This window comes from Desulfocicer niacini (assembly GCF_054657595.1).
In genome coordinates this window covers 1-18,406 of the sequence record NZ_BAAHYK010000033.1, presented here as the reverse complement: position 1 = coordinate 18,406, position 18,406 = coordinate 1, and the positions used below count along the sequence as shown (strand labels likewise).

The following is an 18,406-nucleotide window of genomic DNA, read 5'->3' as shown; positions in this document are numbered from 1 at the left end:
GGTAATTTAAATACCATCTAGCTCAAATACATGGCGCTTGCCAGGGCCCGCGGCCCCGGCCCTTATTGGCTGCCAGCAAATTTTATCCCAGGGATATGGAACAATTAAAGGCCGTTGTGGCAGATCTGAAAGCTGCAATTCCCCTGGCCGAAAGGTTGAACATCCGTCTGGCTGGGCAAAAGGAAGGAATTATATAGACCTTACTATGAAAAGACTCATCCTATTTGTTTTGAGTATGTGCCTCATCATTGTATGAGTTTCACCTGCTGAAGCTAAATAAAACCATTGCTCCTATTCTGTTTTATTTGAAGAAATCGTTAACGTTGTTGAAGAGCATTTTTATAATCCTGACCAGATAGCCAAGGCTTTTCCTGCAATTAAAGCCGACTATCGTATAAAGCCGACTATCGTATAAAGCTAAAAAATGTATCTTCTCAAAAGACGTTTTCCAGTTTGGTGAATACCATGCTTGGTGAGTTGAATGCTTCTCACACATATTATTTAACACCAGATGATTATGAATAGTATCAGCTATGTGCATTATTTTCAAAAATTCCAGAGATCGGCAAATTATTTGATGGAAAAGAAGTGTTGTTTTAATCCAAGAAATCGAGAAACGCCTGTACATTGCCTCTGTCTTTAAAAATTGGCGAAAGTATTGTAAAAATAAAAAAAGTTTTAAAAATAAAAATTTTTTTATAAGGATTTTTGTAACTTCGTTGAAGTTGATAAAAATCCTTATACTTTAGTCGGTTATGCTCTATATGAAGCGAATTTACGTGTCCCGGCATATTAATTGCTACTAAAAGTTTGAAAAAAAGTGTGCGAATACGGGGCATTGCCCAAACACTTACATTACCAACCCGAATATTTACATAAATAGTAAAGTATGAGGAATGAAACATGGGACTTATCTTCAACAATGAAACCTGCTCGGGCTGCAAGGCCTGTGAGCTTGTGTGTACCCTGCAGAACATGAAGGAGATCAATCCTTCCAGGGCAATGTTACATGTCTATGGAAAGTTTCCGGACCCAGGCAAGTATTTTGTGGATATTTGTGATCAATGTGGTGCCTGTGCCGAGGCTTGTCCCCAGGGTGCCATTGAGCTTAAAGGGCAGACCTATCGAATAAACAAAGAGAAATGTGATCGGTGTATGGCTTGTGTTCCTGCCTGTCCGGTTAACCTGGTGAAGGTTGACGGCGATGGTTATCCATATAAATGCATCAATTGCAAACAGTGCGTCACTGTCTGTCCACGGGATGCGTTAACATTTGCATAGCTATCAAAAAATAATTAAAAAGCAGTTGCTGTTAACACCCAGCACTTGCTTTTTCATATAACCCACATGTCCTAACGGACACAACGAAGATAGGGTCGTAGACGCGGAACCAAATGGTATTATGCCGCCCCCCGAGGGGTAATGGTCCCGGCCCGGAACTGTAGACAGCTCGATTGGCCGGTTCCTATTACCCCTCGGGGGGGCTCTGCTGAAGTAAATTTGAAGGCGACCTTTTCATATAAAAAGTCTGGAGAGAAACATGCTGTACGGATATGCAGGCAATACCCTGAGAATTGATTTAAGTGCCGGGAAAATAGAAAAAGAGCCCCTTAATAAAGAGTGGGTGGATGACTTCATCGGCGGACGTGGATTTACATCAAAAATTTTATACGATGAAAATCCCCCCAATGTGGATCCCTTTGATGCTGAAAATCGGTTTATCATCGCCATGGGACCCTTGAGCGGACTGTTTTTACCGGCAAGTGGCAAAACCCATTTTTGTACCAAGTCCCCGGCCACCGGAGGATATGGTGACAGCAACATGGGGGGCCACTTCGGAGTCAACATGAAGTACGCCGGTTATGATGTGACCATCATCAAGGGTAAAGCCAAGGATCCTTCATATATATTCATCGACAATGACACTGTGGAGATTCGACCCGCTAGACAATACTGAGGCAGGAGGTCAACGGAAGTAGAAGCTGCCATGAAAGGAGACCTGGGAGAAGATTTTCAGATTTTGACCATTCTGCAGGTGCTGTCGTAAGCTTTGCCCTGGAATGTTATGAAAAGGGTTTTATCTCCAAAGAACAGATGGGCATGGATGTGAAATGGGGAGATCTGGATTCCATTGTTTACATTCTTAATATCATTTCCAAACGACAGGGTATTGGCGATACCCTGGCCCTGGGCGTTCGGGGAGCTGCCGAGATTATTGGGCATGACAGCAGTAAGTTTGCCATCCATGTAAAGGGATTGGAATGGACCGGATATGAATCGCGTAACGCGCCGGGCATGATGCTGGGTTACATGACCTCCGACATTGGTGCACACCATGGACGGTGCTGGGTGCTGGGCTCTGATGTGGCAACCGCCGTGGGGGGAGACAAGAATGCCACGGTGCATGACCTTATCTCCGGTGATTCTAATTTTGACACCATTCCCAAGGCGGATCATAAAAATGTGGTGCCGCTGGTATTAAAGTCTCAGCACTTGCGGCCTGCCTTTGATATTCTTGGTACCTGTCGGCTCCAGTACATGGAGATAGGTCTTGAAACCCAGTATTATGAAGAGCTTTACTACTATGCCACGGGTAAAAAGATGGATTTTGACAAGGATCTGCTGCTTCTTTCTGAAAAAATCTGGCACTTAAACCGCATGTTTAATAAAAGAGAAATTCAGGATTTTGGTCGCAAGTATGACTATCCCCCGGCACGGTTTTACGGGAAAAAGATCCCCAATGGACCCAACAAGGGGCATGTGATGGATTTGGAAGTGATAGAGGAAATGCTCGATACCTATTATGAGGCCAGGGGCTGGGACAAAAATGGTATTCCCACCCGTGAAACCCTGGAAAAACATCGCCTGAACGTATCATAATCAGATTCTCACAGGCTGTTACTCCATGTATGTTATAACATGGCCGGAATTTTTTAATGACCAGGCCTCCCCTTTTATTACTTTTGATTTTTTTTTGCATATAATATATATAAATTAGCGAGTTCATGAATACATCAGTCATGAACTCTTTAAATGATGATACTCAATGATCAAGCTTTTTTTGATCCCAATTTGCCTGAAAATCAGATTCATCGGATTCCACGATGATACCTGGGGAAAATGAGGATGCTTCCAACTTGATCATCAAGTGGTAACTGTGAAATGGAGAATATAAAAAAGTAATGAAATTTAATGCATTGCAGATAAATTCGGCACCTGATGTTCTGGTTAAAGAAATAATTTCTCAGATTGAATCCGGTAAGCTGACCACCGGTGAATGCCTTCCTTCACAGCGTGAGCTTGCAAAAATGTTTAATGTGGGTTTGGGATCGGTCAGAGAAGCCATAAAAATGCTGACGGTTTTGGGATATATAAACGTCATCCGGGGAAAAGGAAGTTATATCACCGAGCCTGTGGATAAAAACCCGGTAGACGGACCGATCCCGGAAAAAATATGGGAGGCCATGTCACTTGCAGATATTATTGCTGCCAGGGTAATCGTGGAGCCTGGAGCAGCCAAGATAGCTGCCAGCCAGCCCCGTGAAGAAACAATAAGAGTCTTTAAACAACTTGCAACTGATATGGAGAATTCTTATAGGGATAAGGATGTTTTTTTTGAACTTGACTTCAGGTTTCATATTGCTGTTGCTGAAGCCAGTAATAATTCGGCCCTTATTGAAATCACAAAGCTTTTGGTGGAAAAATCCCACAGCCACATTGATTTTATGAGTGACTATTTGAGAATCGCCGATCCTTTAATCCTTCATAAAGCTGTGGAAAGCGCAAGGTGTGTTATGGCCTGTATTCTGGACGGTGATGCAGACGCGTCAGAAGAGGCCATGCGTAACCACATAAATATAGTAGATATGGAACTGGATAAAGAGCTTTCCCGCAAAAAAATAACTTGATCCTACCCAAGATGGTGGGCATCCCTTCATTGTGATTATCCTATTTTTTAATGATGGCTTGAATTTCAGACCTTCATTGGGTCTGACGTACCATTCTATAGATTGCCAGCGCATTCATGGCTGGAAAACTGCAGGCAGACTTGATTTGCGATGCTCCGGTTTTCTAACCCATGGTTTTATTTCCGGGAGAGTTGCTTTTGTTTTTTTTCGCGTTTAAGGCTTCTGGCCACAACATCGTCCACCCCCCCCCTCAACTGTGGTGGGTGGACGATGTTGTGGCCAAGCCTTTTTTGAAGTATGCCGAATCCTGGTGTGTTTCAAATTGACATTTTTGAAATAATAAGTTAAGGAGTTAAGGAGTTAAGAACTCTGGCCTTGCAGATTCTATTAAAAATAGGAGGATACCGCATGTCTTTATTTAACGTTTTTGTTTCAAAAACCATTATGTATGTTCCCTCACCTATTGTTAGATTTTTTGCCAAAGATTACGTGGCCGGAAAATCAATTAATGATGCCATTCGGGTAAGTCGTGAACTGAGCAGTAAAGGTGTTGAAACAACTCTGGATATTCTTGGTGAGTATATTACGCTAAAAGAACAGGCCATTCCTTTTAAAGAAGAGTGTCTCAAGATTCTCGAAACCATTAAAAGGGAAAAACTAGATGCAAACCTGTCCGTAAAACCCACTCAGATGGGGCTTTTGCTTGATACTGAGTTTGCCTATGAGAATATGCGCGAAATTGTTTCCAAAGCGGTGGAGTTGGATATATTTATCCGAATAGACATGGAAAATACCCCCAGTCTTGAACCCACCCTGGATTTTTACCGGCGTTTGCGAAATGAGTTTCCCGATCATGTTGGTGTTGCCATTCAGGCGTATATGCGTCGTTCCCATGACGATATTGAGGCCTTGAGCGATGCACCCATGAATTTTCGTCTGGTAAAAGGCATCTTCATTGTCAATCGGCAGGAGGCCTGGAAAGATCCGGAACTGGTCAGCAGAAATTACGTGGAACTGCTTGATCAGATGCTTAGCCATGGCGCTTATGTCGGTATTGCAACCCACGATGAACGTTTGTATTTTGAAGCCCTGAAGCTGATACGAAAATATGGTCTTAAAAGAGACCAATACGAATTTCAGATGCTGCTGGGCGTTGATTCGGAATTGCGTGATCTCATCGTCAGCCAGGGGCATCGCCTCCGGGTTTACCTGCCCTATGGGGAAGAATGGTTGGGCTATTCCCGGAGAAGGCTTTTGGAAAATCCCAATATTGCCAGGGCGGCGCTGGGACAGATACTTCGTGGGAAAGGGGGGAAATAACAGGTTAACAGGGATCTCGAATGAGGGATACTGAATGAATACTGGATGATTTGGTAATACCGCCGGGCTTGGCCACTGTATCGGCCATCCTGGAGTGGGCTCATCCCATTGGCTCGCCGATTATGAAGGCTGGCAGATGTTATGACCAAGGTATTACTATCTTATTGTTTAATTATTTTTTGGCAAGGGAATTTTAGGCTTAATCATTTTGGGGAGTCAGATTTCTTTAATTGATTTACCGTTCATATACCAGGCACGTATCGTTTTTTTATATTGTCATTATATTAAACGGTGGATTAGAAACCGCTGAGTCTCTCATTAAATAAATCGAATCGTTAAGGAGCATCAGAATGGAAGAAAACAAAGGCGGAATTGACAAAACAATAACCATTGGATCGGTGATTGTCTGTTCCATATTCATTGTGACAACACTGATTTCAGCAGACATGGTAAAAGAGGTGTTTGATAAAATTTTTAAATTTTTTATCAGCAATTTCGGATGGGCCTATCTGTTGACTGTGGCAGGCTTTGTAGCCTTTTGTTTTACCATAGCTTTGACCAAGTTCGGTGATATCCGTCTTGGAAAGGATGATGAGCCTGCGGAATTCACCCGCCCTGCATGGTTTTCCATGTTGTTTGCTGCTGGTATGGGTATTGGACTGGTTTTCTGGGGAGTTGCAGAGCCCATGTTTCATTATTCAACCCCTCCCTTTGCCGAGCCAAAATCTCCCCAGGCGGCGGCAGATGCCATGCGCATCGCCTTTTTTCACTGGGGACTTCATCCCTGGGCAGGATATGCTGTGGTGGCCCTTGTACTTGCCTATTTTCAGTTTAGAAAAGGAAAACCATGCCTGTTGAGCTGGACCCTTGAGCCCCTCATCGGCAAAGAGCGGGTACAGGGCGCTCTTGGTAAAACCATTGATGCGCTGGCCGTGGTGGTAACCCTTTTCGGTGTGGCCAACTCCCTGGGACTGGGTGCTTTGCAGGTCTGTACAGGCTTAAATAAGCTTTATGGAATTCCCAACACCACCACCGTTGCCATCATTATTATTATCGTGGTGACTGTCCTTTATATATTTTCCGCCGTGACAGGGGTTGATAAAGGCATTAAAACTTTAAGCAGCATTAATATGGTTATGGCCTTTGGTCTTATGGTACTGGTTTTGTTTTGCGGTCCCACCATTTTTATTCTGGAAGCGTTGATTGAGGGCCTGGGAGATTATTTCCAGAATATTATCAAGTTTAGCTTTTTCCTGGATACCACCAATGTTGTGGAAAACCATGCGGGTTACGACTGGTTGGGCAGTTGGACCCTTTTTTACTGGGCATGGTGGTTGGTGTGGGCTCCTTTTGTGGGTGCCTTTATTGCTCGGATTTCCAAGGGGCGCACCATTCGTGAATTTGTATTTGGAGCATTGCTTGCCCCAACGTTGCTGTGCGCCATCTGGTTCAGTATTCTTGGCGGTACAGCCCTGAATTTGGAAATGACCATGGCAGACAGCCCCGGCATTGCCGCAGCCGCCCTTGCTGATCCCACCTCCGCTATTTTCAAGCTTTATGATTATCTTCCCATGAGCTCTATTCTTTCTCTGGTCACCATGATCATAGTATGTATCTTTTTTATCACCTCTGCAGATTCTGCCACCTATGTCATTGGTGTAATGAGTTCCGGTGGAAATATTAATCCTAAAAATTCGCTTAAGGTGGGTTGGGGAATCCTTTGCAGTACCATTGCTGCCATGCTGCTTTTAACGGGTGGATTAAAGGCGGTTCAGACGGTTTCGTTTATTTTCTCAATGCCGTTTATGATTTTGATGCTTTTTATGATCTGGTCCTTTTTGCGCTCCATAACCCAGGAATTCAAGCAATAGGAATTAAACATTAACAGCTCCCGTCTCCTTTTCTGGGGGCAGGGGGGCCCGATTCCTTTCTTGGCTTGCGCCCCTTAACCAATCACAAGTTTCAATCTTCACATAAGACGTCTTTTTTATGTTTTCGTTCCTCACCTTGAGGAATAGTGTGTGTCACACTTGTGGTATTTCATCTGGTTTGTTTTTTTAGAAAAGAACGCGGCGCATGTCTGCCTGGTGCCTGACCGAAAACCTGCAAATTGTTCACCAGCGCCGTAAGCGGTGCAAATGGGGGTTTTCGGTCGGCCATTATCTATTTGGCCAATTATTTTTTACGCTGTTCAAGCCATTTTTGATAGGCCTCGTTGTCCTTTCGCTTGAATTCAAGAATGGCTTTCCCCACCCCACAGGATTGAAGGCTTGCAGCGTCCGTAGCCATATCACGCCGAAAACATCCCCAGTTGCCCTGGATGCAGGGAGGGCCGGGATTGTCGCATGAAGGGCTTGCTTTCTCGGTGGGATCCGGATGGTAGCGGCATCCGGATCCCAGGATCGAATGACGGTTGCACAGGCAGTTTAATACGTTGATATTTCCGCTTCGCTTTAGCAATACTTCAATGGCCCGTGCCGATTTTTTGGATAATTCTTTGATCTTGGGTGTGCTATTAGGGGGCAGGGGTTTGGGCAAGGCGCCACAGGCTTTTGCATTTTCGGCCATCATCTTTTTATAAGACGCAGGATCGGTCAAAGCCATACAAACCAGTTGGTCCTGCAGCTTCTGATTTTCTATTTTCCCCATCTGGCATGCACTGTCTTTGCCCTTCCAGCCAGCCATCTGTTGAAGTACCTGCGCTCTTAAATCGAGATAACTTCTAAAGGCAAGGGCATTGCGGGCACAATATATGGACGAATAGGTCTGTTTTCCGGAAAGTGCGCCTGAAACTTTGCCATAGGCATGGCCAGAGGTTTCTTTGATTCTGTCAAAAATACTTTTGTCTTTTATCTGGACGTCATATGACTTATCTTTACACTTGCTGCTGTACCAGGCGTTTTTCATTTCCTCGTAGAATTTATCTTGCCTCTTGTCTTTTTTTTCCTGCTGGTACCATTTTTCCAGGTGGCCCATGATGGCTTTGTCAATTTCTTTTGCATCTAAATGAATGGGCTTGCCCTTTGAGGCTAGAAACCGGTTCGCTCTGGTTAAAAATTGTTTGTACCCTTTTGGATTGGCTTCAATCCGGCTACGCAGGGAGGTTCTTAAATAATTGGCCCCTTCGCTGGCTGTAATATCATTCACCTGGGAGATGGTTCCGCCTTCATCTCTCAAGCTTCTATATTTATCCATAAAATCCTTGGTCTCATCGTTGATCAGAGTCCCTCTCAAGACGTTCAGGGTTTCATAGTACGCTTTTACCGCAGACCAGCCCGGAATTTTGTTTACCATAGAGATGGTAATCGTTTTCATGGTGTTGATGGCGGCGGCCCGGGCCATTTCAATGGCTTTGGCATCTGCATTCGGGACGCTGAGCTCTCCGGCAAGGTCGGCAAATTTTGCGGTCGTCTTATGCAAGGCTTCGAGATCATTGTCATCCAGGAGAACCACCATCCGGGTATACTCTTTTTTCCAGGCAGTTTGTTCCTCCGTAGTCATTTTAAGAGGATTATAGCCTTTAAGTTTATGTTCGATGGCTTTTTTACCCAGCCTGGACAAAATTTTTGGGTCCTGACAAGCTTTGAGCATGGCTTCTGTGGAATCCCAGAGAGCCCCTTTGACACCGGCCTCCCAACCATTCTTGTCTACATTGATTTTAAGTTTCATGGCCTTGTCGTAATAGGCTTTGGTTTTGTCATAATACTCTTTTGCCTGGGCAATGTGTTTCTGGCCCAGGATCAGGTCTTGCCCCATTTTTGTGGCCAATTCGCCCACCACACTTTTTAAGTCCACCCCATCGCCAAAATTAATGTTTACCTTGCGCATGTTCTCAAGGGCCAGATCGACATCGTCCTCGCAGTACCTTTTTTCTTTGCCTTTAGCAGAAACTGAGCAAGGAGAAAGCATATCAAGAATATATTGAAAAATCATAGTGTGTTTTACTGAATCATTCTTGCCTTCAAGCTGTTTCAAAAGCTCAGGCGATACTGAAATAGGTCTCAGATGAGGCACTTCAAGATTTTGTTCATATTGATCCTGATGGACCTGTTCAATGGCTTTTATCCCTTCATCATAATCGGGCAGGGATTCAAGAAATGCATCTGCCGCATCATTTTCTTCCTGTTCAAGTTTTGCCATATCCGGGACTTTTAATGTTATTGTACGGCGCAGGACCAGACGGCCATTCTTGGCACTGTCGAACATGCAAAGCTGATAATTGCCCGGTGTTTCCGGCATGAGAACAGAAAAAGTTCCTGTGTCTTTGCCACGAAGTTCAACCCGTTCGATGGCCGATTCTTTTGCTGTGACTGAGTCTGTATTTTCCAAATCAATGGTTTCCGGCAGGATACCGATCCATGCACTGGGGTCATAGGCAATGGAAGCAGTGAAACGGCCGTTTGTGTGCATACCGGCATACAGATCCTTGTTTTGTGCAAAATAGGCCTGGAGATCAACTGCCGGCTGATGAGATGCCTGATATTCTCTGTCAAGGCGGACATTGATGGTGCGGATGACAGCAGAGTTCGGAAGGTCTGAAAAACCTTCTTTACCCGTGCCCTCCCAGAAACAGATCCGATACTCACCCGGTCTGTTCGGTGCGGTAAAAGTGGTCTGAATGACCCTTTCTAAATTATCTTTAATAACTTCCGGTCCATGGACAAATCCGATATTTCCCTGGTCATCTTTTCCAGTCAGGGCCCAGACGAGCGTATTTTTCCAGGTTGAGGAGGGAAAAAATTCCATGGTTGTAAGTCCATTCGGGGTGATGTCCAAATCAGTCACGCGAATATCTGCATCAGGATTGAGTACCGGGGGAGCGGTCAGTCGGATGGGGGTTGTTGCCTGAAATCCGTCGATAAAAAGCTGATAATTTGCGGGCTCAACATCCACGGAAAGGATTGCCTGAAAAACATTTTCTTTGATTTTTTTGAAATTCGTTTTGGCCAGGGAGCCTGGCTGGTTATAGATGGTATTAATATTTTCTGGATACAGATATACTTTTCCAAATTCCCGGGAAAATCCAGGCTCAGGCTCTACAGTTGCTGTAAGTACAAGCTTCCCTTTGGAATAGGCAGTCTCAGGCGGGGTTATTTTTGTATGATATACATCATCGACAACAAATTCCATCTGAGTGATCAGCTTGGGTGGACCGGCCTTGGTCCATTGAAGGGTATCATAGGCATACAGCACGTAACTGCCGGGTTCCGCCGGAGCCTTCAGGGTCACAATATCCTTGTGAAAATCCAGCGCCTTGATTTCCAGAGCCTGCTGGATGGCCGAGGCAATTGATTCCGGTGCCGATCCTTTGGGTAGAATAACAAGGCACGCGGTCACGGGTTCAGGAATTGAATAATTGATCAGGATATCCTGCTGTGGTACAAAATTAGAGGCAAACAGATTAAACTCGGCAAAGTCTGCATCTTCGAGCCGGGCTTTTTGTCCAAAGGCGGCAACCGCCTCAGGGCTGATGGAAGGGACATCCGTTTCAAAATCCGGCAGGGGCATATCCGCTTTTTCATGAAACGTCACGCTTGTCTGGGCCATGGGTTCTTCATTGCCCTTGAGATAAAAAAGAATCTGATAGGTACCAGCCGCTTCAGGGGCTGTAACACTGACAGGAGAATCCATATACTGCTGGTAAAGATTTTTTTTCAAGACCTCTTTGCCGTCTTTTGTGAACCGGACAAACCCGTACTCTGGAATCCCTGCAGGTGGCGGAAATGTTTTAAAATTAAACGGCATTGTCGTCTGGTATGGTCCATCTGCCACCTGGATAAGGGCGCCAGGTTGTCTCTTTGGGACAACGGTCAACGGGAGAGCCGCTCTTAATTGACTTGCATTATAGACTGCAAGAAAGTATTGCCCAGGGGTTAAAGGCGCGGTGATATCAAACCAGCCTTTGCCATCTTCATACTTGGTTCTATCCAAGCTGGTTTCGTACTTTTTGTTTCTGACATATCCGGCTTTATATCTTGTTATCTGCAGATACTCTCTTTTCAAAATATAGGCATTCAGACGATCTGCATCAGCACCCATATGAATGCCTGCCCGGATATTTGCCCCCGGCAGAAAGGATGCCTCAGGTAACACCAGTTTTACTGTATCTTTGCCCTGGATATGCACCATAGCCAGCTTTTGAGCCAACACCTCTGATTTAAAAGCACGCCAGTGGGGATAATACAGAATATCGTAACTGCCTCCGGTTTTGGGGAGGTTCACCTTCAGGTTGGATTTTCCGGAAAATTTTTTGCTTTCCGAAAGGGCATGGTTTAATCCGTGCCGGATATCCTGAGGCACAAACCATGAAGGGACCACAATACAATAAGGATCCGGATTTTTGGCCGGATTAATTCTAAAACCGCTGCCAGCAATTTCAATCCGCTGTTTTTTATCAAAGGCCAGGGATGGACCAGATCTGCTAAATCCTTTTACCAGCCGCACAGGCTGAGGATCACCAACCATGAGGTCAACTTTGAGCAAAATCTGCTGGTCCTTGCTGTCCTCGCTGAAGATTCGCAACTGATATTCCCCGGCCTCTTTTATCCGATAGGTTATTGGGGTAAATTCTGCTTTCTGTTTTATATACCAGTATGTAATATGTTTTTTTGAGTCGTCAGGAGCCTCTTTTTTAAACAGACCCACCCAGGGGCGTTTCCCTTTTACACCGGCAAGCCATTCCGGCTGGTTGTGGACAACGGTACTGAATTCGCCTCCCGGTGCGATAACTGTCCCGCCCAGGCCAGAAGAGCCCTGAGTCTCTACCTTGAGTTTGCCCGCCCACTCAACCGGTTTTTGGATGGTAATATTTTTTTGGGTTAAAAAAAGACAATTGCTGTCATAAACACCCAGTGTATAGTCACCGGGTACATCGGGCAATTGAATCAAAAGATTATTATCCAGTGCAGGCGCTGGGAACAAAACCGGTAAGGTCTTCTGGCGTTTTTTCTCTTTTTCATCTGAAGAGGGATTAAGGGGGGTCAGGCAGAGCCATACACCGCTTTTTTTTTCCAGGGTGACCCGGCATTCAAGCTTTTGACCAGGGTAGTAGACGGTTTGATAAAAGCCCAGTGCATCCTCATTGACAAGGGTCAGGGCACCGGCCAGGGGCGTGTCCTGTTTTTTTTTTAGGGATGCAATTTTCTTTTTGATCAGTTGATGCCGTGCATTGTCTGCTGGTGGATACTTTTCCCAGATAAGATCAAGGTATTGATACACCCGTCTAGCTTCGGAGAAAATACCGACTGCCTCAAACTGCTGTCCTGCATCCTGCAATTTTTCCTGCAAGACAATTGAATATTCGGGCTGGGTTCTAACCGATTGTTTCAACTCCTCACGGTATTGTTGAATATCTGCATGGGCCAAAGATGTGCCGCAGCAAAGCAATAATATAAAATAAGTAAACAAAATGCTGATACTTTTTGGGGAGATGATCATCAACATACCTTTCCTCATTATTGTATTCAAAGTTTCCGCTTATCAGGAGAAAAGCCTTGAAACTCAATTCAGCCAATGATCCTGATCTGAATGTCATTTCGAAAGAAGGTCTTGCCCCCTATCTTTTCTCTTGGATTATTAATCAGTACGTCGAGTTGGAATCAGTGAGCTGATACAGAACGACTGTGAGAACGATACCAATAAGAAACGGAATCCAGATGAGTCTGTTCCCCAACGGGGGCGAAGTTTTTCCTCCGCGCTTGGGACATAAGGGCATAAACAGTCTGATTCAAACGGCAAAAGCAAAAGCCAGAAGGTATCGTTCGTCTCGAAACTACATCACCATGATCTACCTCATAGCAGGTAAGCTGGATTATACGCTACCCACATGAAACAGCGTGGAGTCATAATTTTGAAGCCTTTGGCAAGAAGGGATAATTTCAATCATTATTTTCTTTTTGCATAATGGAAGCATATTCTTCCGGGTAATTTTTTTTCATACATTCAGGACAAATTGTATGACTGAAATCCACACCTGAGTGCTTATGAATATAGGCTTCTATTTGCTCATAATACCCTTCGTCATTTCGAATGTTTTTGCAAAAAGAACAAATTGGCAATATGCCTCTTAATGTTTTGATCTCCTGCAAGGACTGCTCCAGTTTCCGGTTGGCCAGATTCAGTTTGCGGCGATCCTCCAGAAACAGTTCGACAGCCCGGGCCATCTGGCTGATTTCATCCTCCCCATGGACCGGAATCCGGATTGGTTCGATGCTCGTATCGTTTCGACGCAGGTGAAAACTGACTTGGTTCAAACGCGATAGGATATGCCGTCCCAGGAACAGGCGGGAGATTAGCCAGGCCATCACTAAGCAGATGGCCAAGAGAATAAAAACCCGATACTGACTTTTGTCCGCAGTTGCCGCCAGATGTTGCACTGATGTCCGGTAATCGTTGCTGCTGCGAGCCTCCAGGGTAGCGGTGATCGATACCAATGTCATGGCCTGATGCTCCAGCCCATTCTTGAAATGTTTCAACGCTTCAAGATGTGTGGTGGCCAAACCTTTCTGAAGTTCCGTTTGCCGCAGACCAACCACGGTATGGACAATGTTACGAAAATTTTGCTCAGCCTGGTATAACGTCAGCACCGAAACATCGACGTTGGCAGCTCCCAAACTTCCTGCCAGATAATTGAGTACGTCCAGCTTTGCCACAACACCAGCATAGTGTTCATTCATCATCTCCGGGGTGGAGGTGAAAATAAGATTGTTCATTCCAATTTCGATCAGCATGGCGGTCTCGGCCAACTTACTTGCATTTTCCATCTGCATTAGCCGTTCATCAGCCAATTCCCGGGTGATTTCCGCAGTTCGACGCAGGGACTGGACAGAGAATAGGCTGCCCGCGGCTATCAACACTGCCAATGCAGTAAGAATCAGCCTGAATTGATGATGCAGTGAGCGTGGCAGCCAAGCGGGATGATGTTTGCTGTTCATCTGGATCATTTAACCCTCCAGATTTGGCGGTAGATATCACGATAACCGTTGTCGGGATCGAAACGAAGCTGCGGGCCGCCATCGTAGGCGATATTGTCCGGAGTCACCAGATGCACCGGGATAACATGCCCGTCAAGGGGGCGGTGGTTCAGAAGGCGGTTCAATTCATCTACAAGCTGCCAACCTTGCAGGTTAAGAGGTTCGGCAACCGTTGCGGTCTGGAAGAGACCGGACTGGATTCTCAGGAAGGCGGCCACGCTGCCATCACCGGCGGAAAGCAGTTTGAGATCGCGGGTTAATCGACCAGCCTTAATCAGTTCCGGTACCGCGTAGTCGAAATAAATGTCGTTGATCGCCAGCGCATGAGTCCAGCGCTTACCGAAGCGGGCCAGCAGTTCTCGGGTGACGCCGGGCATTATTTCAGCGCTTTTCGAGATGGCCACATCGCAGACTTCCAATAAAACACAGTGTTGGCATGCCCGGATAACCTCGGCCATGGCTGTGGATTTGGCAAGAGCAATCCGAAAATTCGAGTCCGTGAAAATGACCACCCCCGAGCGTTTGTTAGGGTCGGCAACAGCCGCCATGGAGGTGACGCGAGCGACCTCCAAGGGGTCGGTCGATACGTTGACGGCAACCGGGGTATCCGACATTGGCCCCGCCACCGGACCCACATGCCATCCGGTAATAGGAATCTTGAGCCGGGTGAAGAGCTTGAGATGAGCGGCCATTGCTTTGACGTCGGCGCCTATCAGGACAACACCGTCCGGATGTGCTGCGAGGGCATCGGCCGCCGCTTCCTTTCGACCCTGCGGTGTACCGCGAGCGTCGAATATTTTAATCTGCCAACGCAACTCCCGGGCAGCTTCGCTAACCCCCTGTGCCACCCCGAGAATACCTCCGTTGCGCAGATCCTCGGCAATGAGGGCAACGATTTTTTTTGTCACGCCCGCAGGTCCCGTACTCGGACCTGTCCAGGCCGGAGACGGCGCGCTGGCTGTGGCGAAAAGCCGTTGCATGGCCTCCTGGGTGACGTCGTTTGGCTGAGACATGTCGGCAACAGCGGGCGACAGATATAGGCAGAGCACGCAGAACGCGAACAGGCATGCCCATGTCTTGATACGTCCCTTATTGTCTTCCGGTGCCGTCCCGCCCATAAGGGCATCGTCATGACGCCAGGCGGACAGGTCATGCTGTAAGGGTGAGTGTCCGATGTTTGCCCTGATGGATATGATTTTCTTCCTCCTATGCTGAGCCGCATCGCAGACTTGGTCGTAGTGCCGCTTGCAATAACTATCCGTTCGGTATTGTACGACTCTCAAGTTTATTGCGTCTCTTCTTCAGTTTCGTCATATTCAATTATAGTAGGCGGGAAGGAATATTAAAGCATAGAGTTGTTCGAGCTGCTATTTCCACTATGTGGTTAGCATTTATCCTTTAGCTTCCATTTGATTTAAGCCTTCCGCCACTCATTTTAAATTATCCCGGATAAGTCTATAAGTGTTGACCTACCTTAAAGGGTTGAAATAAGCGATTATTATCTCCAAACAATATTTAAATTAATTTGAGTAAGGAGATAATAATATGAGCATTGTAGAGAAAAAATGTCAGAATGAACAGCAAAAATTATCTGATGAAGCCGCCGAAGTACTGAGCAATTTTTTTCGGTGTTTGATCAGGTCCGGGTAAGAAGGTCAACAATATTTTGTTCCTCGACCATCTCCATTAATAAAACCTGGGGCTTGTCCACCAGCATGTTCGTTGTTAGGATTTATTTTAAGGAAGGGGCAAATTTAGATTTGCCCCTCTTGCCTTTTTCATCCTCGATCTACTTCTATTTCTACATCAATATCAATATCCCTTCATTTCCCCTTTCTGGAAAGGTTTGCGCGGATTCTTGCCAAGAATGCATTTCATGATGGCATTCATGGTACCGGCATCATTGTCAAAGCCGCCATGAGAGGTGCTTTTCGACACCCCTTTTTTACCATTGGAATAGATTATGTCCAGTGCTGAACTGGGTGGAAGTTCTTTGGAATACAACTGCATACCCAGAATAGGCTTGTCCAATTGGCGCTCAAGAGCTCGGGATACCAGGCACAACAACGATTTACGGTAAACATAAACCACATTATCATCCTTTTCCAGCTGTTCCGTCAGATTGTAGATTGTCATCTTTGGCAGCCTGACCGAATTTTCTTTCACGGCCCCCACTCTCTTTGTATAGTGATCGTCATAAAAATCCAGTGTGCATGCTGGTGCCATTAAACTACAGGATGCCACCAGATCCGGCTTATCAAAAGTATCTAGTGCATCCAGGAGATGACCAATAAGAATTGCACCGGTGCTGTGACCGGCCAGATGAATTTTAATCCCTGTACCTTCAAGAGCCTCTGCAAAGGCTTTCATTACAAACAGGCCGTCACTGTCTGTACCATCCTCATTGATCACAAAGGGCCGTCGGGCATCATTTTTCATTTCTTCCCATAGGGGAAGAACTGGTTTCCGCACCAAATCTTCGATGACCTTATCACTGACATCACTGATATCTTCCTTTAGACTCTCAAGCCACCCCTGCATACGCGGATTATCATGGGCACGACAGACAGCATCCTTGAATTCCTCGACCAGCCCGGTATCATACATGATATGAAACGGATATATACCATTTCTTTTGAATCCTTTTTTCAGGGCGACCACCCGCCGTGCCGAGTCGGCGGGACTGTTCAATCCACCATGGACATAGATCAACAAATGTTGATACTTCTTGGTAGCCACCGTCTCCCGAATATTGTTCGCAGTTTTCAAGACATCCTCGGCCGAACTCCAGTACGCCCCCCGGCGTTTGAATCTTCCGTCGTCAAAATGAACAAAATGACCTGCGATTTCTAAACGTTTCGGGACCAAGAATCCAAACTCCGCATTCCGGCTTTCAAAAGATCTGGCCGTGAGCCCAAAAATCTGGGGTGTTGGGACAGCGAGCTGGACTACCCACCCGTCTGTGATGGATTCGAGCCAGTCCTCGTAAAGCCATAAGGCAAACCCCTTTGTTCCCCAATCCTCTCCCCAGGAGTTCTGAACAATGAATCCACGGCGATTGTAACCCACAATGGCAAAGGCATGGCCGCCGGGATTATTGGTTCGTATGGGTGTGATTACGGCCAGAGACCTTTTGCCAATTTTGGGTTCAAACCACCCCTTGTGAACCGTTGCTGAAACATAAATTGCGCCAGTTTCGTTCAGGGCGGCATGATAATCATTGATCTCGGGCCTGAGCCGATAATAAGCCCCCAGGGTAATAGATCGAGCCGATTTGGCACGCTCAATGGTAAGATCTCCCGGATCCACCTGATCATAGGGCCAGACATCCTCTCCGCATACCCCCATATTTTTCCACCCACGGATCGTTCCTCTGCAACTTGACCCGTCATAGTCCTCCCCTGGCCACTCATCGTGTTTTTTAGCCATTTCGTATAGCATTCTGGGACTGGCCTGGAAGGGTTTCCCACTCCGTTTTGTTTGAAGTAAATTAATGACTGCAGCAAGACCGAAACCGGTACAGGCACCTTCCATACCCTGATCCAGGATAATAGCGCCATCACGGTTATCCAGTTCAGGTTTCAACTGTATCAATGCCGGTTCATACATGCGGTCCCGGATATCCGGGGTATCCTTACGCGCGTTGAGAATGCGCCGACTTCCAGCAGCTTTTTCAGCTTTACAAAACGTTTTTGACATAAAGCCTCCTTTGCCTGAACAGGCGGGGAATTTCAGTGATGTGTCCGCGCAAATTAACGCCTTTTAAATTCCTGGGACAACACTGGTTTTCTTACTGTCTGTGACATTAAAGTAATAACATGAGAGCTTTGGAGAAATCGTACAACATCAGAAGTGATACCCAACTGAGTAGCCGAGAAGGATGAAGAATTAAATGAAGTTCGAAATCAAGTTCAATTACATATGGAAGACAGATTAAAAGTATAACCCATAACAAGCATATTGTTGTACGCAAAATACAAATTTGTCAAGAAAATACATTTTAAAATATAGTATTTTGGGTAGTCACGTGGGAGGCAAAGAGTTGCCTGAGATACCGCCGAAGCCTAAAGGCAAGCGTGGCAAGATGGCCAAGTCAGATGCTCACAACCTTTGGGAAAGGCTTAAGAAATATGAAGCGGCCGTTCTGTTATTTGCCAAGGACCCGTATGTTCCATTTACCAATAATCGTGCTGAGCGTGATCTTCG

At 45.9% G+C, this 18,406-nt stretch carries 11 protein-coding genes; 7 read left to right on the top strand and 4 right to left on the bottom strand.

Annotation, left to right across the window (positions count from 1 at the left end):
* Positions 1-903: 903 nt before the first annotated feature.
* The 6 genes from ACYQ2M_RS17010 to ACYQ2M_RS16985 all read left to right on the top strand — a co-directional run bounded on the left by ACYQ2M_RS17010 (position 904) and on the right by ACYQ2M_RS16985 (position 7,099).
* Positions 904-1,281, top strand: coding sequence for a 4Fe-4S binding protein (locus tag ACYQ2M_RS17010; protein ID WP_459917565.1), 378 nt, complete (start codon positions 904-906; stop codon positions 1,279-1,281).
* Between the two features lie 259 nt (positions 1,282-1,540).
* On the top strand, positions 1,541-1,957 hold the full coding sequence (locus tag ACYQ2M_RS17005) for an aldehyde ferredoxin oxidoreductase N-terminal domain-containing protein (RefSeq protein ID WP_459917564.1): 417 nt from the start codon (positions 1,541-1,543) through the stop codon (positions 1,955-1,957).
* Positions 1,951-2,880, top strand: coding sequence for an aldehyde ferredoxin oxidoreductase C-terminal domain-containing protein (locus tag ACYQ2M_RS17000; protein ID WP_459917615.1), 930 nt, complete (start codon positions 1,951-1,953; stop codon positions 2,878-2,880). The genes ACYQ2M_RS17005 and ACYQ2M_RS17000 overlap by 7 nt, the downstream gene beginning before the upstream one ends.
* Positions 2,881-3,182: 302 nt before the next feature.
* Complete coding sequence (locus ACYQ2M_RS16995) at positions 3,183-3,908, top strand: FadR/GntR family transcriptional regulator (RefSeq protein WP_459917563.1); 726 nt, start codon at positions 3,183-3,185, stop codon at positions 3,906-3,908.
* A gap of 408 nt (positions 3,909-4,316) precedes the next feature.
* Entirely contained in the window at positions 4,317-5,228 is a 912-nt protein-coding gene (locus ACYQ2M_RS16990; protein WP_459917562.1) for a proline dehydrogenase family protein, read from the top strand.
* A gap of 350 nt (positions 5,229-5,578) precedes the next feature.
* Positions 5,579-7,099 (top strand): glycine betaine uptake BCCT transporter, encoded by a 1,521-nt coding sequence (locus tag ACYQ2M_RS16985; RefSeq protein ID WP_459917561.1) that lies wholly within the window; start codon positions 5,579-5,581, stop codon positions 7,097-7,099.
* Positions 7,100-7,403: 304 nt separating this feature from the next.
* Here ACYQ2M_RS16985 and ACYQ2M_RS16980 read toward each other — a convergent pair whose 3' ends face one another.
* The 4 genes from ACYQ2M_RS16980 to ACYQ2M_RS16965 form a co-directional block, all read right to left on the bottom strand.
* Positions 7,404-12,671: a hypothetical protein gene (locus ACYQ2M_RS16980; RefSeq protein ID WP_459917560.1), complete on the bottom strand. Its 5,268-nt coding sequence runs from the start codon at positions 12,669-12,671 to the stop codon at positions 7,404-7,406.
* A gap of 434 nt (positions 12,672-13,105) precedes the next feature.
* Positions 13,106-14,170 (bottom strand): hypothetical protein, encoded by a 1,065-nt coding sequence (locus ACYQ2M_RS16975; protein ID WP_459917559.1) that lies wholly within the window; start codon positions 14,168-14,170, stop codon positions 13,106-13,108.
* Positions 14,167-15,318 (bottom strand): substrate-binding domain-containing protein, encoded by a 1,152-nt coding sequence (locus tag ACYQ2M_RS16970; RefSeq protein WP_459917558.1) that lies wholly within the window; start codon positions 15,316-15,318, stop codon positions 14,167-14,169. The genes ACYQ2M_RS16975 and ACYQ2M_RS16970 overlap by 4 nt, the downstream gene beginning before the upstream one ends.
* A 694-nt stretch (positions 15,319-16,012) precedes the next feature.
* Positions 16,013-17,899 (bottom strand): C1 family peptidase, encoded by a 1,887-nt coding sequence (locus tag ACYQ2M_RS16965; protein WP_459917557.1) that lies wholly within the window; start codon positions 17,897-17,899, stop codon positions 16,013-16,015.
* A 385-nt stretch (positions 17,900-18,284) separates the two neighbouring features.
* Between ACYQ2M_RS16965 and ACYQ2M_RS25630 the strand changes: the two genes are divergently transcribed.
* The coding region (locus ACYQ2M_RS25630; RefSeq protein ID WP_487247204.1) for an IS66 family transposase at positions 18,285-18,406 on the top strand (122 nt) is incomplete at its 3' end.

Coding starts and splice junctions, on each gene's coding strand:
- ACYQ2M_RS16965 (WP_459917557.1), bottom strand. CDS start 17,899: ATGTCAAAAACGTTTTGTAAAGCTGAAAAAGCTGCTGGAAGTCGGCGC.
- ACYQ2M_RS16975 (WP_459917559.1), bottom strand. CDS start 14,170: ATGATCCAGATGAACAGCAAACATCATCCCGCTTGGCTGCCACGCTCA.
- ACYQ2M_RS16985 (WP_459917561.1), top strand. CDS start 5,579: ATGGAAGAAAACAAAGGCGGAATTGACAAAACAATAACCATTGGATCG.
- ACYQ2M_RS16970 (WP_459917558.1), bottom strand. CDS start 15,318: ATGGGCGGGACGGCACCGGAAGACAATAAGGGACGTATCAAGACATGG.
- ACYQ2M_RS17005 (WP_459917564.1), top strand. CDS start 1,541: ATGCTGTACGGATATGCAGGCAATACCCTGAGAATTGATTTAAGTGCC.
- ACYQ2M_RS16980 (WP_459917560.1), bottom strand. CDS start 12,671: ATGTTGATGATCATCTCCCCAAAAAGTATCAGCATTTTGTTTACTTAT.
- ACYQ2M_RS17010 (WP_459917565.1), top strand. CDS start 904: ATGGGACTTATCTTCAACAATGAAACCTGCTCGGGCTGCAAGGCCTGT.
- ACYQ2M_RS16990 (WP_459917562.1), top strand. CDS start 4,317: ATGTCTTTATTTAACGTTTTTGTTTCAAAAACCATTATGTATGTTCCC.
- ACYQ2M_RS16995 (WP_459917563.1), top strand. CDS start 3,183: ATGAAATTTAATGCATTGCAGATAAATTCGGCACCTGATGTTCTGGTT.